The organism is Blastococcus sp. SYSU DS0533 (genome assembly GCF_054050775.1).
In genome coordinates, this window is record NZ_JBJGZZ010000005.1 from 191,069 (window position 1) to 205,652 (window position 14,584).

Genomic DNA, 14,584 nt, shown 5'->3' on the forward strand with positions numbered 1-14,584 from the left:
GGTCAGGACGTCCTCAGGGCGGTGCGGAGCGAGTTGTACCGGCCGTCCAGCGCGTTGAGCGCCAACTGGTATCGCAGGCCGGTCTCGGTGGCGATGACGGTCTCTGCGTCGAGGTTCACGTTGTTGCCGTTGGTGTTGGTCGGCTCGAGCGAGCGGACGGTCGTGCCGCCGGAGATCGCCGGCGTGGAGCCGCTGCGGACAGCCCCGCGCAGCGACGTCTCGAAGTCGGTCCGCCCGGCGAGGAAGCCGGGGGTGTTGACGTTCGCGATGTTGTCGGCCGTGACGCGCTGCCGCTGCGCGAGCCCGGCGAGGGCTGCCTTGAGGACCGACGACGTGGCGTCGGGGATCATCGGGCGGCTCGCCGGCGGGTGGAGCAGGACACGATCGACCTCCGGGGTACGCGGAAGGCACTCGCGAGCGAGTGCTGGGCCGCCGATCCGTGGCGAAGGGTGGTGCTCTCCGTGCACAGACCTCATCGGCACGTCCCGGTACCGGCATGACCGCGCGCCTGGCACGGGAGGGCCGGGCGCGCCGGGCGGGACGGTGGTGACTCCTGTGACCACCGCCGGGCTGCGTCCGTTGGCGGAGCGTGCCCGTCCCGGACGCGCCGGAGCCCCGCCCCCCGGGGTGGGGGAGCGGGGCTCCGGAGGCGCGGTGCGCCGGGGTCAGAGGGCCCGGTCGACGAACGAGGCGACGGGCCGGCTCGGCGCGTAGGACATGCGGGCGGCCAGGTCGCGCTGGCGCTGGGACTGCATGATCCGCTCCACGAGCTCCTCGGCGACGGCGAGCTGGTGCTGCAGCAGCCGGGCGGCGCGCTCGCGCAGGTCGTCCGGGAGCGGTCCGAGGCTCGACGGCGGGATCCAGTCGTCGATGCGGCGGCCCCAGGAGGCGATCTCCTCGGCCCGGCCCCGCGCCATGGTCTGCTCCGCGGCGACCACCTCGCCCTCGAGGTGGGTGAGCACCGTGGTCCAGTCGACGGGCTGCGGTGCGCCGTCCCCCGCCCGTCTCCCGGTCACGAGGCCGTCGCCGCGCCGGCCAGGGAGGCCGCCGCCTGGCGCCACGCGTCGCGCAGGGGCTCGACCACCTGGCGGCAGGAGGCGATGCGGTTGCCGTCGAGCTTGACGTTGGCCTGGACCAGCTCGCTGATCAGCCAGTTGTACAGGGAGGCCAGCCGGGGGCCGCCCTCCCAGACGTCGACCTTCAGGCTGGAGAGGAGCTCGTAGACGATCGCCTGCGCGTGCTGCAGCTGCTCGCCGGCCTCCTGGCGGTCACCGGACGCCACGGCCAGCTGCGCGCGCTCGAGGTCGAGGGCCAGCCGGTCGTAGAGCATGACCAGCACCTGCTGCGGCGAGGCGGTCGCGACCGTGTCGCCGAGGTAGCGGGCGCGGAGGGAGGCGGCACTCATCGGGGGATCTCCTGGAGCGTGGGGGGCGATGCGGGGAGGATCAGGACCAGCTGGGCAGGGAGTTGAGCTGTCCGGCGAGCCAGGTCGACTGGTTCTTGAGGGAGCTCAGCGCCGTCTCCATGGCGGTGAACTGGCGGGTCAGGGTCTCGCGGCGCTTCTCGAGGCGCAGATCCCAGGCGTCGATGCGGGCCTGGATGTCCTTCGCGTTGGCGTCCTGCCCCTTGGCCAGGGCGACGAGCGAGCCGGTGGTGGCGTCGGAGGCAGCCTTCGCCACCTCGAGCACACGCCCGGCGAGGCCGGTCACCGCGGCGACGTCGTCCCCTCCACCGGCGACGCCGTCGACGCCCGTGCTGGCCGGGGTACCGAGGACCAGCGCCTGCGCCAGGTCCGGCTTGTCCTTCAGCGCGGTGAGGAACGTGTCCTTGGCGAAGGCGATCTTGCCGTCCTTGGTCAGCGAGAAGCCGGCCTGGGCGGGGGAGCCGTTGGGTCCGACGGCGCTCGAGACCGAGTCGAGCAGGCGGCCGGCCAGCTGGGTGACCGAGAAGTCCCCGCGGAGCGCGGCGGTGCTGCCTGTCGCGTTGCTCGTGTAGTCCTTGACCGTCTTGATGGCGGCGTTCACCGCGTCGACCAGCTTCTGGACCTGGCCGGCGACCGCGTCGGGGTCGTCGGTCACGCTGGCGGTGACCGTGACGCCGGGCTCGGCCTTGCTGACGGTGAGGGTCGCGCCGGACATCAGCGCGGCAAAGGTGTTCGTGTCGGAGAAGACGTCGTAGCCGCTCGTGGCGCTGCCGATGCGCAGCTTGGCGTCCTGCCCGGTGGCCGTGGTGGTGAACGTCCCGGCACCGGTCACCGAGAAGGAGCTGGCTTCCCCGGTGCCTTTGGCGTTGAGCTGGAGGGCGTACTCGGGGTCGGTCCCACCCTTGATCTGGACGACCGAGGCGGTGAGGCCGAGCTCGCTGTCGGCGTTGATGGCCTTGGCGGCGTCGGCGAGCGTGCCGGACGCCCCGATCTGCACGACGCCCTTGCTGACGCCCTGCGCGTCGCGGATCTCCAGCTGCGAGGCGCCGTAGACGGAGGTGGCGCTGGTCCAGGTACCGGCGGCGGCGCGGTTCACCACGCCGTGGGCGGTGGCCAGCTGCTCGACGCTGAAGGAGAGCGAGCCCGTCGGAGCGCCGGAGTCCGCGGTCACGGCGACGCTCGACGACGTGCTGGCGGCCTTGGTGGGGGCCCAGGCGCCCGGCTTCATCAGCGCCTCGGCGGCTGCGGTGATGGCCAGGAAGGTGGTGTTCACGGTGCGGTAGGCGGAGGCCGCGCTCTCGGTCGTCTTGAGGCGGGTCTTCAACGCCGTCTGGCTCGCGCCCTCTGCGGCCACGAGCTGGTTGATCAGGTCCGTGGTGGCCAGGCCGGACACCAGACCGTCGACGGCCATCCCTGCCATGCGGTTCCTCCGGGTCTGGGACTGCGGGTGTGAGTGAGGGGGGAGGCCGCAGAGCCTCCCCCCTCACCCGGGTGGTGCTGAGGTTTCTCCTCAGCTACTCAGCTGGGATCAGCGGAGCAGCGAGAGGACACCCTGCGAGGCCTGGTTGGCCTGCGCGAGCATCGAGGTGCCGGCCTGCGACAGGATCTGGTTCCGGGTGAACTGGACCATCTCCTGCGCCATGTCGGCGTCACGGATGCGGCTCTCGGACGCGGTCAGGTTCTCGACCGTGACGTTGAGGTTGTTGATGGTGTGGTCGAACCGGTTCTGGATGGCACCCAGGTCGGCGCGAGTGGTCGACACCGTCTTGATGGCCGCGTCCAGCGCCGTGATCGCCGACGAGGCGCCGGTCGCGGCGGTGAACGAAACCTTGGACTGCTCCTGCTCAGCGGCCGTACCTGCACCAGCGGCCGCATAGGTCACGTCGCTGGTGAAGACCAGGTCCTTCGAGGTGGCGTCGACGGTCGCCGTCGCCTTGACGCCGGCTGCGTCGAGGGCAGTGTTGACGGCGGCCAGACGCTGAGTGGCCGTGGACCCGGGCTCGAACTTCACGGTGGACAGATCGAGGCTCTTGCCCTGGGTCGTCACCGTTCCGTTCAGCTTGTCGAAGCCCTCGGCGAGGTCGAACGTGCCGGCAACCGTGGTCTTGCCAACCGCGGTCGCGGTCGCAGCGGCATCCGTGCCGGACAGGGCGTCGGCTGCGGTCGCCAGCGTGACGTCCACCCCGGTGACGCCCAGACCCGAGGCGTTCATACCCTTGCCGACCGAACCAACGGCCAGCTTGATGGTCTCGCCGGCGTTGGCACCCACCTGAAAGGTCTTGTTGTAGTTGCCGTCGAGCAGCTTGGTGCCGTTGAACGTGGTGGTGTCGGCGATCCGGTCCAACTCGCTCTTGAGCTGGGTCAGCTCGGACTGGATGTTCTTCTTGGCGTCGGTGTTCAGGCCACCGTCGTTGGAAGCCTGGACCGACAGGTCGCGCATGCGCTGCAGGATGCTGTGCGTCTCGGTGAGAGCACCCTCAGCGGTCTGCACCACCGAGACGCCGTCCTGGGTGTTGCGGACGGCAACCTTCAGGCCACCGATCTGCGAGCGCAGGCCCTCCGAGATGGCGAGCCCGGCCGCATCGTCGGCGGCGCGGTTGATGCGGAAGCCCGAGGAGAGCTTCTCGAGCGACTTGCTCATCTGACCGTCGGTCACGGACAGGTTGCGGTACGCGTTGAGCGCCGCGATGTTGTTGTTGACGCGCAGACCCATGGTGATCCTCCTTGGACGGGGTCGTACTGGGGTTCCCGCTGCATCCGTGCTGCGGGCCGTGCTGGTGTCGCAGAGTTGGTTTCGGCCTGGGGCGGGTGGGACTTGAGGCGAACGAGACTTTTTCTCGGCCGCGAGTCACTCAGGCGGGTCGGGCCGCGGCGGGCTCCGGGGTGATCCACGCGCCCGCGCGGGCGCGTGGTGCCGGCACCTGGGGCGGCAGCGCGCTACCCGTGCGGCCGGTCAGCCGCTCCAGGTAGTTGCGCTGCTGGTTGCGCGCCCGCACCCCGCCGGTGGCCGGTACCGGGGTGCCCTCCCAGATCTCGCCCATGGCGGCGTGCAGGAGGGTCAGCGCCCGCGCACGCATCTGGGAGACGCGGGACAGCGTCACACCGAGGTCTTCCGCGATGTCGGTCAGCGAATCATCACCGAAGAAATTGCGCTCGATGACCTCGTCCAGCCGGTCGGGCAGCGCCCGGATCGCCTCGTGCAGGTGGCGTGCCCGCTCGCTCCGGAGGACCGCGCGCTCGGGCGACTCCCCGGTGTCGGGCAGGTCCAGGGTGCCGCCGTCGGGTCCGCTCTCCGCGTCGATGCTCACCATGACCGCCCGGTGAACGTCGACCTGCAGGTGGTCCAGCTCGCTGCGGGCGACGCCCAGGCTCGCGGCCAGCTCCTCGCGCGTGGGCGGCCGGCCGAGGCTGATGGTCAGCGCGTCGGCGGCGGCGTCGGTCCGCCGGGCCGCAGCCCGCACCGACCGGCTCGCCCAGTCGCCGGAGCGCAGCTCGTCGAGGACCGCGCCCTGCAAGCGGGCCAGCGCGTACGTCGCGAAGGAGGCGCCGGCTGCGGGGTCGAACCGGCGGGCCACCTCGACGAGGGCCACGTGCGCGCAGGAGAGGAGGTCCTCGCGGCTCACGTGGCTCGGCAGCGAGATGCGCGAGGCGACGGCGTTGACGGCGAAGGCGGCCAGCGGCAGGTGCTCGGTCACCAGGGTGTCGACCTCCTGCGGGGACCGTCCCTTGACCGGGTGGGGGACCCGGCCGTTCTGGGGGCGTTCGCGCAACGGCCGGTCGTGTGCGGACCGCTCACGCAGGGGTCGCTCGGTCGCGAGGGCGCGGACTGGGGTCACGTCCGTATCTCTCGGCGGTCCCGGGTGGGGTCGGCACCACCCGACGGCACAAATCCGCACGAACGTGAGCGCCACTTCCGTGCTTCGGCTCAACCCCCTCCGAACCGGTGCCGATGGCAGCTCCGACGGCGGCGCCCGGCCCTCCGGCCGGGGCGACCGCGAGCACGAGACGACGGAAGGCGGTGGACACGTGGACTACCAGCACCTGTCGACGTTCCTGTGGCGGGAGCAGGAGCTTCTCGATCTGCTGCTGTTCAAGGCCGAGGAGAAGCAGTACCTGATCCTCACCGGCAAGACCCGCTGGCTGCAGCGGATCGCGCACGAGATCGAGGTGGTGCTCGACCAGCTGCGCACGCTGGAGGTGGAGCGCGCCGCGGCGACCGAGGTGCTGGCCCAGCGACTCGGCATCGAGACCAACCCCTCGCTCCGGCAGGTGGCCGAGGTGGCCCCCGCGCCGTGGAACGACCTGTACGCCAAGCACCACGAGGCGCTGCTCGTGCTGGTCACCGAGCTGCGCAGCCTCTCCGACGCCAACCGCGAGCTGATCGAGGGTGGCCTGGCCGCCATCGGTGACGCCCTGCTGCAGGTGCGCACCCCGTCGGCCGGCACCTACGGCGCCAGCGGTCGGCACGCCGACGGCAGCCACCGCGCGGTCACCCTGGACGGTGCGCTGTGAGCACCTTCTCCGGCCTCAACACGGCGACCACCGCGCTGTGGGCGCAGCGACGCGGCCTCGACGTCACCGGCCAGAACATCGCGAACGTCAACACCGAGGGCTACTCGCGCCAGCGGGTCGACCTGGCAGCCGTGAGCGGCAGCACGGTGCCGGCGTTCTTCTCCACCAGCTCGGGCATCGGCCAGGGCGTCAGCGCTGAGGACGTCATGCGCATCCGCGACTCCTTCCTGGAGGGGCGCGGGCACACCGAGCACGCGAACGAGGCCCGGCTCGTCGCCGAGACCGACGCCCTGCAACTGGTCGAGCAGGCATTCCGCGAGCCCGGGGACACCGGCATCCAGAAGATGCTGTCGGAGATGTGGAGCGGCTGGCAGGACGTCGCCAACAGGCCCGACGACGACGCCGCCCGCGGGCAGGTGCTCAAGCGCCTGGAGACCCTCGTCGGGGGCCTGCACTTCAGCCAGCAGCAGCTCGGCGGGCAGTGGGACCAGACCCGGGAGAACCTCGCGGTCCTGGTGGACGACGTCAACGCAGCCGCCGGCAACATCGCCGAGCTCAACGTGGCGATCCAGCGCGCGACGCAGAGCGGCCTGCCCAGCAACGACCTCGCCGACCAGCGCGACCTGCTGATCATGAAGCTCGCCGACCAGGTGGGCGCCACGGTCCGGCACGGCAAGGACGGCGTGCTCGACGTCGTCGTCGGCGGGATGAGCCTGGTCTCGGGCGGATCGGCGGCGACGTTGGTGCTCGCCGGGGCCACCGACCCGGAGGGCGCCGCCGCGGACCCGCTGCGGATCGCGACGGCGGCAGGGGACTTCACCGTGCGCCCCGGCGGCACGACGGCCGGGCAGCTCGCGGCCCTCAACACGATCATCCCCGGCTACCGGGCGCAGCTGGACGGCGTCGCCGCGAACCTGGCGTCGGCGCTCAACGACGCCCACACCGCGGGCTTCGACCTCTACGGGACCTCCGGGACGGCGGTGCTCGGCAGCTCAGGCGGCCCGGTCACCGCCTCGTCGATCCAGGTGCTGATCACCGACCCCAAGCGGATCGCCGCCTCCTCCGTGGGGCCGGGCACGCCCAACCTCGACCACGGCAACGCCGACGCGATCGCGCAGCTGGGGGCATCCGTCACCGGCGTCGACGCCGGCTACCGCACGATGATCGTCGAGCTCGGCGTCCAGTCGGCGGTGTCCCAGCGGAACCTCACCATCCAGAGCAGCATCACGACCACGGTCGACGCGGCACGCGACTCGGTCGCCGGCGTCAACCTCGACGAGGAGCTCACCAACATGCTCTCGTACCAGCACGCCTACGCGGCCGCCGGGCGCATGATCACCGCGATCGACGAGGCGCTCGACGTCCTCATCAACCGCACCGGCCTGGTCGGGCGCTGAGCGGGATGCGGATCACCCAGCGCGCCGTCGCGCTCACCAGCCTCCAGGGCCTCAACTCCAACCTCGACGCCCTGGGCAAGCTCCAGCAGCAGCTCACCTCCGGCCGGATGCTCAGCGCGCCGTCGGATTCGCCGACCGGGACCAACCGCGCGATGCAGACGCGGTCGGACCAGGAGGCGGTGGCGCAGTACGCGCGCAACATCTCCGACGGCCAGAGCTGGCTCAACCAGACCGACTCGACCCTGCAGCAGATGATGGACGTCACGCGGCGAGTGCGGGATCTGACGGTGCAGGGCTCCAACACCGGTGCCATGTCCGACACCGCACGCCAGGCACTCGCCACGGAGGTGACTTCGCTCCGGGAGAGCCTGCTAGGCCTGGCGAACACCACCGTCGCCGGGCGGCCGCTCTTCGGCGGGATCACCGCCGGGCCGCACGCCTACGACGCGGAGACGGGTGAGTACCGCGGGACGACCGGCACGGAGGTGTTCCGGCGGGTGTCAGCGACCGAAGAGGTCCGCATCGACGTCAATGGCGCCGAGGCCTTCGGCGACCCGCTGGGGGACGACCTGTTCGCCGTGGTCGAGAGGATCGCAACGAACCTGGAGACCGCGCCGGACGCGCTGGCCACGGACCTCACCGACCTGGACGTCCTGATGAACGACATGATGTCCGCCATCGCGAGCGTCGGAGCACGGTCCGCCCGGATCGAGCGCGAGGCGCAGATCACCGCCGACCAGAGCCTCACCCTGGAGACGCGGCTGGCCGAGGTGGAGAACATCGACCTGCCCAACACGATCATGCGCCTGGAGATGCAGCGAACGGGCTACGAGGCGGCGCTGGCCGCGACCGCCAAGACCATCACCCCGACGCTGCTCGACTACCTGCGCTGATGACCACCCTCGCCGACCACCCCGCAGCAGCCCCGACGACGGCACCGGCTCCGCCCCCGGTCCAGGTGCTGTCGTTCGCGGAGCCGCTCCCGGGGTTCCCCCGGCACCGGGACTACGTCCTGGTCGCCGGGGACAGCGCCGGGCTGCTCTTCTGGCTCCAGGCGGTCGCTCCCGACGGGCCCCGGTTCCTCGCCGTGCCGGCGCGGGAGTTCTTCCCCGGCTACGCCCCCGCCGTGCCCGCCGCCGTGCGGGCGGAGCTGGGGCTGGCCGACCCGGCCGAGGCGCAGGTGTTCTGCCTGGTCACCGTCCCGGACGGCGACGCGGCCGAGGCGACGGCGAACCTGCGGGCCCCGGTGGTCGTCGCCCCCGCGACCTCCCGTGCCCGCCAGGTGGTGCTCACCGACGGCTCGCTTCCCCTTCGGCGGCGCCTGCGCCGATAACCTCAGTGGCCGCGTCCCGACGCGGCCTCGACGCCCGCCCCGGCGGGCGACGCCACGGATGGCCACCACACAACCCACGGAGGGGTACACGTGCTCACACTCACCCGCAGCGTCGGCGAGACGATCCGCATCGGCGACGACATCGAGGTCCACGTCGTCGAGGTCCGGGGCGGCACCGTCCGCCTGGGCTTCAAGGCTCCCCGCGAGGTCGCGATCCACCGCGAGGAGGTCTACCGGCAGATCGCCGAGGCCAACCTGCTGGCCGCCCAGGTGACCGCCGACACGCTCGGGGCCCTCGCGGCGTTCGCGCCCACCGGGACGGCCGACGGGGTGGACGCTGGCGCTCCCGTCCCGGCCGATGCGGCGCCGGCGGAGGGTGGCACCTCGCGCTAGCGGCAGATGTGGACGGTCGACCCGGGGGTGACCTCGGCAGACCGTGCCAATCTGACGTGGCGAGCGGCTGACCGAGCTCCGACACGGGCAACTATTGCCGAAGCTTCCCCGTCACAACTGCGCTGGACACAGCGAGTTGTGTGCCGTGTCCGCTGCGTGCATGCGGCAGATTCCTCCTCAAGCAAGTGACAGGGGGCGATCAAGATGGCACGCAACGCATTCACCGCTTCGGTGGCGGGGGACCAGACCGGCGACCAGGAGTCCGTGGTGGTCCACGTGCAGCTGCGACCCCGCCGGGGCGCCATCCGCAAGTGCCTCGCGGCGCTGGCGGCGCTGGCCGCCGAGCACGAGGACGTCGTCGTCGCCGTCACGGGCCTGAGCAAGGACGACCGCGTCGTCCGCGTGACCGTGGGGGTCGACCTCGGCCCCCGCGCCGCCGTGGCCCGGTTCTCGCCGCAGGCGCAGGCGGCGTACGCCTTCGTGTCGGCGGTCTTCACCTCCCTGTACGACCACATGCCGGTGTACACGGCCGAGCCCAGCAGCGCCGAGCGCGCCGCGGCCACGGCCCTGCTCGAGCACGCCGTCGCCGGGGGGACCCGCGCCGACGGACTGGCCGGGGATGCGCTCGATGCGCTGCCCGAGGCCGGTGTGCCGGTCCCGCTCGTCCCCTCACCGCGCCGCCCCGGTCCGGGGGAGCGCATCCCGGCCTGACGGCCTCCCGTGCAGTGCGGGGTGCCGGGCGTCCGGCACCTCCTTCTTCCCCGTAGTGCCAGGAGTACCGATGCCCGACCGCATCCCCGCCCCGACCGCCACCTCCGCCGACGACCGGGCCCGCGTCCGGCAGCCCCTGGTCTTCGGGGGGATCCCCGAGGCCGACGGGTGGGCGCTGGCGCCCATCACCCCGCGCGACCGGGTGCACTTCCGCGTGGACCGCGAGCTGCCGCTCGAGGAGTTCCGCCAGGCCCTGCCCGACGGCGTGACGGCCAGCTACGACCAGGGTGAGGGCCTCTACCGCGTCGACGGCGCGCGTGGTTCGGCCGCCGTGCTCGCCGACTGGGTGAAGGCCTGGTGCGCCGGCCGCGGGACCACGACCATCGGGTTGCGCGCGGAGACCGACGTCCGCCGGCGCGCCCCGCGAGACCTGCCGCCGGCGTTCCTCGACGACCTCTGCCGGCACTACGGGCCGGTCAGCCTCAAGCGGCTGCAGCGGAACATGAGCACCATCCGCCTGCACCTGCCCGACCCCGACGACCTCGGGCAGCAGGTCTACGAGTGGATCCTCAAGGCCGTCGCCCAGTACGACGAGACCAAGTCGGTCCCGTTCGGTGCCTTCCTCGCCACCCAGCTCTCCAAGTGGGTGCACGACCTGGGGCGCAACGCCCACGGGCGGACCGCCGCCGACACCGAGCACAAGCAGCAGAAGGCGATCGCCGCCTTCATGGCCGAGCACCAGCGGCGGCCCAGCGAGAAGGAGCTGGCCGCCTACATGGGCCAGAGCGTCGCCACCCTGCGCCGCAACTCCCAGACGGTGGCCACCCTGAACGGGCTGCGCAACCTGCAGTCGCTGGACGGTGCGCCCGAGGCCACCGAGATCCTCCTGCCGGACTCCTCCGAGGCGCCCGACGAGATCATGGGCGAGGCCGAGCAGACGCTGCTCTCGCACGCGCTCACCGCGGCGTGCGCACCCGACCCCGACGCGCGCCGCGACCAGCGGGCCGGCCAGCCCAACGTGCTCGGCTGGGCGACCTGGTACCTGACGACCTGGGGCGGGCGGACGAAGACGCAGCTCTCGGCCGACCTCGGCACCTCGGTCCGGAACATGAACGTCTACGCCGATCGCGTCGAGAAGGCGCTCAAGGACCGGCTGGCCGAGCTCGCCGACTGAGGGGAACCTCCCTGCCCCCGCACGTCGCCGTGCTCGCGGTCAACCTCCGCACGAGCCGGTGGATCCCGCGACCCTGCACGCCCGGCGTGCGGGGTCGCGGGATCTCGTCGTCCATGGCTGCTCCGAACCGACGTGACGCGCGGGACGGGGCGGGCGCGCCCGGCGTTCCGATACGGAAAAGGCCCTGCCCCAGGGTCGGACAGGCCCCGCGCCTGCCGATATCCACTGCGTGACCCCCCGCCCGAGGACCCGCCGCCCGGCCGGCCCGCCGTGGGCGAGGTCCGGAGCGCGGTACCGGCGCGGTGCCCGGTGAGCGCGCTGCCCGCCGGTGACGCCGGCTCCCCGATGCTCGTCCCGCACTGGCTCGACGCGCCCGCCCGCGAGCTGCTGGCCGCAGCCGTGCGGTCCGCCCTCGACGCCTCGCCGGTGCACCCGGTGGCCGCCATCCACCTCCAGGACGTGCTGACCGAGTTGCACGTGGCCGCCGCCCGGGAGGCGGTGTGGCCCGCCTCCACCGCGCGCGTGCGGCTGGCCACGGGCTGGGACGACGACGTCCTGCCGGTCCGGCTCAGCCGGGCCGAGCTCGGTGCGGTGCTGGCCCTGCCCGCCCTGCCTCCTCGGCTGCGTGCGCTCCTGGTGACCGGGGGGCGCGCGTGACCCCCAGCCCCTTCGGCACCACCACCGCTCCGCGGGGGGTGCTGCAGCGCCTGCGCGCCGCGCCCGTGGACGTCGCCGACCTGCACGACGTGGCCACCCAGGTGCTGCCGCGGCTGGCTTCCGGCCGTCTGCACCTGGGGCTGGCCCGGCGTCCGGGCGCGGGCACGGTGGTGCACGTCGAGGAGGACGAGCGGGTGCAGCGCGTCGCGCTGACTGACCTCGCCGACGACATGAGCCGGGCGGGTGTGCCGGGCACGACCGCGGGCATCACCGCGGCCCTGCGCAGCTGGGTCGAGCGGCGCCCGGTGACCGACGCGGCCGCCGCCGCGTCGGGCGTCGCCGTCCTGGACTGGGCGGACCGGACCGAGACCGCGGTGGGCTGGACCGTCGTCGTCCTGCGCGGTGACCTCGCGGTGGCCTGGGTGCCCTCGCCTGCGGCGGGTCCGGCCGAGCTGCACCGGGTGCGCTCGGCGTCGACCGGCCGGGCGCACGAGGTGCCGCTGCACGTGCGGGTCGAGGGCCCGCTGGCGCTCTTCTCCCACCGCCAGGTGCCGGTGCTCGCGTCGGCGGCCCTGGTCGCTCCCGAGCTGATGCTCGAGCGGATCGCGGCCAGCGGTCTGGCGCTGCCGGACATGCACGTGGTCGTGACACCGCACCACCCGGTGGCCTGCGCGGGTCCAGGGGTCGCGCGACGGCTGGCGGGGCAGACGAGCGAGGCGAGCGTGACCCTTCCTTGGCGCTCGGTCGTCGACCTGCCCTGGATCTGACGGCCGGCCCGCCGGGGGCTCAGGAGATGTAGCCGAACTCCCAGTGCCAGGGCTCGGGTTTCTCGCCGCCGGGCCGGGCCCACTCGGGCTGCACCCAGCCGAAGCGGGCGGCGTTCGCCGTCATCCAGCTCCACTGGGGGCTGTGGGCCACGTGCACGCCGCCGCCGAGGTCGACCGCCAGCCCCCACCCGTGGTTCGAGGTGCCGGGAGTGGCGGCCAGGGCGGGCTTGGCCCTGGCGGCCGCGACCTGGGCGCCGAAGGAGCGGTAGGAGTCGGTGATGCGCAGCGGTGTGCCGAACTCCGCCGTGTAGGCCGCGTCCAGCGCCGCGTACGCGGCGGCCGCGTCGCACCGCAGCGCGTGCCCGCCCACGCCGAGCCGGCACAGCGCCTCGGCCGGTATCCGGCCGTTGGACCAACCGCCCCAGGCCGCGCTCACCGGCCCCGGCGCGGGCAGGGGAGCCCCGCACGCGCCGGTCCCGCCGACGCCGGGCAGCGCCGGGTTCGGCTCGGCAGGGCGCGGCAGGGTGACCCGGACCGCGGACGAGGCGGCGGGCATCGATGTGACGGCCACCTGGAACGATGCAGCGGACGCGCCGACGACCTCCCCGTCGCCGAGGTAGATGCCGACGTCCCGGCCGCCGGGGGCGAAGACCAGGTCACCGATCTGCACGTCGCGCACCGGGACCGCCGCTCCGGCGGCCCACTGGGCCCCGGGGTCGCCGGGCAGCGCGTACCCGGCCAGCAGCCAGGAGGCGGCCGTGAACCCGCCGCAGTCGTAGGCCTCGGGTCCGGCGGTGCCCGGCACGAAGGGCTTGCCGAGCTGGGACAGAGCGTTGCTCACCGCCGCGACGGTCTCCGCCGCAGGCACCGTCACCGGTTCGCTGCCGATCACGGCCCACGCCACGCCCGGCACGGGGCTCCCGTCGGCGTCCAGCGCCGGGGACAGCCCCGCGGGGAAGGCGGCCGGATCGGTCAGCGCGGCTGCCGGCGGCGGCGCGATGCCGGCCGCGGCCAACCGGCCGAGGTGTTCCTGCCAGCGCCGCGTCGCGGCCTCGTTCCGCTGCTGCTGCGGACCGGCTGCGGGGAGCGCGCCGAGGCCGGCGAGCCGTCCGGTGACCTCGGCGGGGAGGCCGCCCACCTCCTCGCGCACGGCGGCGAGCACCTCGGCGGCGCGCTGCTCGGCCGCGGCCAGGGCGGCGCGGGCGTCCTCGACGCGCGTGGCGGTGGCCCGCAGGCGGGTGGCGGTGCGCTCGGCCCGGACCACGTCGCCCTGCAGCGTGCGCCCGGCCTGGTCGGCCACCGCCTGCCGGGCGAGGGCCGTCGCGGTGCTGCGTGGCTGGCCGAGGTCGAGCCCGAGGACGGGGTACCGGCTGGTCGGGTCGGCCCGGTACAGCTGCGCCGCGCCGGAGCCGACGGAAGCCTGCTGGGCGGCGAGCTCCGCGCGGGCCGCCTCGCCGGCGGCCAGCGCCTCCTGGAGCAGGGCCCGGCGCTGGTCCGCCTCGTCGGCCAGCTGCTGGTACAGGTCGGCCTGCTCCAGCAGCGAGCTGCGCGCGCTGAGCGCGAGCGTGGTCGGGTCGAGGGCGAGGCCACCGCCGTCGGGGGCCTGCGCCGCCGGCAGCAGCACCGCGAGCGCGGCGGGGAGGAGCAGGGCGCTGGTCGCGACGACGCCCAGGCGCGTCGACCAGCGGGAACCGGTGCGCGGGGCGCGGACGCGGGTGCGCCGGGACCGGGTGTCGGTGCGCCGGACAGCGGTCCGGCCCGCGGCCGGGCGGCCGCGCGTGCGCGCCGATCCCGAGGGTCGCCGGGCACCGGAGCCGCCGGAGCGGGCGGCGAGGGCTGCGCGGGCCGCGGCCAGCTGCTCGGGGGTGGTCCCGGGACGGGCCGCTGCGGCCTGGCGCAGCGCCAGGGCCTCCCGCAGCGCGTCGGCCTCCGCCGGGGTCAGGGGCGGTCGGGCCGGGGAGCGCTTCGCGCCGGGTGCACCGGCACGGTTCCCTGCCGTCCGGCCGGCCGGGGTGCGGCCGGTGGCGCTCCGGCCCGCCGGGGTGCGGCCGGCGGTGCCCGATGTCGACGACGCGGTGCGGGGGGCAGTCGCGCGCCCAGGTGTCCGCGATGCAGGCACTGCGTCCCCCGGGCGGTCGAGTCGGTACGGATGGGGCTCCTGGGACCGCTGTGGTCGGGAGCTCTCCGCACATCCATCGACACGCCGGGGGCGGTGCT

16 protein-coding genes are annotated in these 14,584 nt (G+C 73.8%); 9 read left to right on the plus strand and 7 right to left on the minus strand.

Going from position 1 to position 14,584, the window contains the following annotated elements:
• Window positions 1–2: 2 nt before the first annotated feature.
• The 6 genes from flgB to ACI79W_RS08915 all read right to left on the minus strand — a co-directional run bounded on the left by flgB (window position 3) and on the right by ACI79W_RS08915 (window position 5,193).
• The gene (gene flgB, locus ACI79W_RS08890; protein ID WP_456561714.1) at window positions 3–350 is read right to left on the minus strand and encodes a flagellar basal body rod protein FlgB; all 348 of its coding nucleotides are present in this window, start codon (window positions 348–350) and stop codon (window positions 3–5) included.
• Between the two features lie 315 nt (window positions 351–665).
• Window positions 666–1,016 carry a hypothetical protein gene (locus ACI79W_RS08895; protein ID WP_456561715.1) on the minus strand — a complete coding sequence of 117 codons (351 nt, stop codon included), beginning with the start codon at window positions 1,014–1,016 and terminating at the stop codon, window positions 666–668.
• Window positions 1,013–1,405, minus strand: a complete 393-nt coding sequence (gene fliS / locus ACI79W_RS08900; RefSeq protein ID WP_456561716.1) for a flagellar export chaperone FliS — start codon at window positions 1,403–1,405, stop codon at window positions 1,013–1,015. The genes ACI79W_RS08895 and fliS overlap by 4 nt, the downstream gene beginning before the upstream one ends.
• 40 nt (window positions 1,406–1,445) lie before the next feature.
• Window positions 1,446–2,843: a flagellar filament capping protein FliD gene (gene fliD, locus ACI79W_RS08905; RefSeq protein ID WP_456561717.1), complete on the minus strand. Its 1,398-nt coding sequence runs from the start codon at window positions 2,841–2,843 to the stop codon at window positions 1,446–1,448.
• Window positions 2,844–2,951: 108 nt separating this feature from the next.
• A complete protein-coding gene (locus ACI79W_RS08910) occupies window positions 2,952–4,136 on the minus strand; it encodes a flagellin N-terminal helical domain-containing protein (RefSeq protein WP_456561718.1) in 1,185 nt (394 codons plus the stop codon).
• A gap of 139 nt (window positions 4,137–4,275) precedes the next feature.
• Window positions 4,276–5,193 (minus strand): sigma-70 family RNA polymerase sigma factor, encoded by a 918-nt coding sequence (locus ACI79W_RS08915; RefSeq protein WP_456561719.1) that lies wholly within the window; start codon window positions 5,191–5,193, stop codon window positions 4,276–4,278.
• Between the two features lie 256 nt (window positions 5,194–5,449).
• Here ACI79W_RS08915 and ACI79W_RS08920 point away from each other — a divergent pair, with 256 nt between their 5' ends.
• The 9 genes from ACI79W_RS08920 (at window position 5,450) to ACI79W_RS08960 (ending at window position 12,367) form a co-directional block, all read left to right on the plus strand.
• A complete protein-coding gene (locus ACI79W_RS08920; RefSeq protein WP_456561720.1) occupies window positions 5,450–5,935 on the plus strand; it encodes a flagellar protein FlgN in 486 nt (161 codons plus the stop codon).
• Window positions 5,932–7,332, plus strand: a complete 1,401-nt coding sequence (gene flgK, locus ACI79W_RS08925) for a flagellar hook-associated protein FlgK (protein WP_456561721.1) — start codon at window positions 5,932–5,934, stop codon at window positions 7,330–7,332. Before ACI79W_RS08920 ends, flgK begins: the two co-directional genes overlap by 4 nt.
• 5 nt (window positions 7,333–7,337) lie before the next feature.
• On the plus strand, window positions 7,338–8,225 hold the full coding sequence (gene flgL, locus ACI79W_RS08930; protein WP_456561722.1) for a flagellar hook-associated protein FlgL: 888 nt from the start codon (window positions 7,338–7,340) through the stop codon (window positions 8,223–8,225).
• Window positions 8,225–8,665 (plus strand): flagellar assembly protein FliW, encoded by a 441-nt coding sequence (gene fliW / locus ACI79W_RS08935; RefSeq protein ID WP_456561723.1) that lies wholly within the window; start codon window positions 8,225–8,227, stop codon window positions 8,663–8,665. The genes flgL and fliW overlap by 1 nt, the downstream gene beginning before the upstream one ends.
• A 90-nt stretch (window positions 8,666–8,755) precedes the next feature.
• Window positions 8,756–9,058 carry a carbon storage regulator CsrA gene (csrA, locus tag ACI79W_RS08940; protein ID WP_456561724.1) on the plus strand — a complete coding sequence of 101 codons (303 nt, stop codon included), beginning with the start codon at window positions 8,756–8,758 and terminating at the stop codon, window positions 9,056–9,058.
• 204 nt (window positions 9,059–9,262) lie between these two features.
• Window positions 9,263–9,769, plus strand: a complete 507-nt coding sequence (locus ACI79W_RS08945) for a hypothetical protein (RefSeq protein ID WP_456561725.1) — start codon at window positions 9,263–9,265, stop codon at window positions 9,767–9,769.
• Between the two features lie 70 nt (window positions 9,770–9,839).
• Window positions 9,840–10,943 carry a flagellar biosynthesis protein FliA gene (locus ACI79W_RS08950; RefSeq protein WP_456561726.1) on the plus strand — a complete coding sequence of 368 codons (1,104 nt, stop codon included), beginning with the start codon at window positions 9,840–9,842 and terminating at the stop codon, window positions 10,941–10,943.
• 309 nt (window positions 10,944–11,252) lie between these two features.
• Window positions 11,253–11,600 carry a hypothetical protein gene (locus ACI79W_RS08955; RefSeq protein WP_456561727.1) on the plus strand — a complete coding sequence of 116 codons (348 nt, stop codon included), beginning with the start codon at window positions 11,253–11,255 and terminating at the stop codon, window positions 11,598–11,600.
• Window positions 11,597–12,367, plus strand: a complete 771-nt coding sequence (locus tag ACI79W_RS08960) for a hypothetical protein (protein WP_456561728.1) — start codon at window positions 11,597–11,599, stop codon at window positions 12,365–12,367. Before ACI79W_RS08955 ends, ACI79W_RS08960 begins: the two co-directional genes overlap by 4 nt.
• A 19-nt stretch (window positions 12,368–12,386) precedes the next feature.
• Here ACI79W_RS08960 and ACI79W_RS08965 read toward each other — a convergent pair whose 3' ends face one another.
• Window positions 12,387–14,486, minus strand: a complete 2,100-nt coding sequence (locus ACI79W_RS08965; protein WP_456561729.1) for an NlpC/P60 family protein — start codon at window positions 14,484–14,486, stop codon at window positions 12,387–12,389.
• Between the last annotated feature and the right edge of the window lie 98 nt (window positions 14,487–14,584).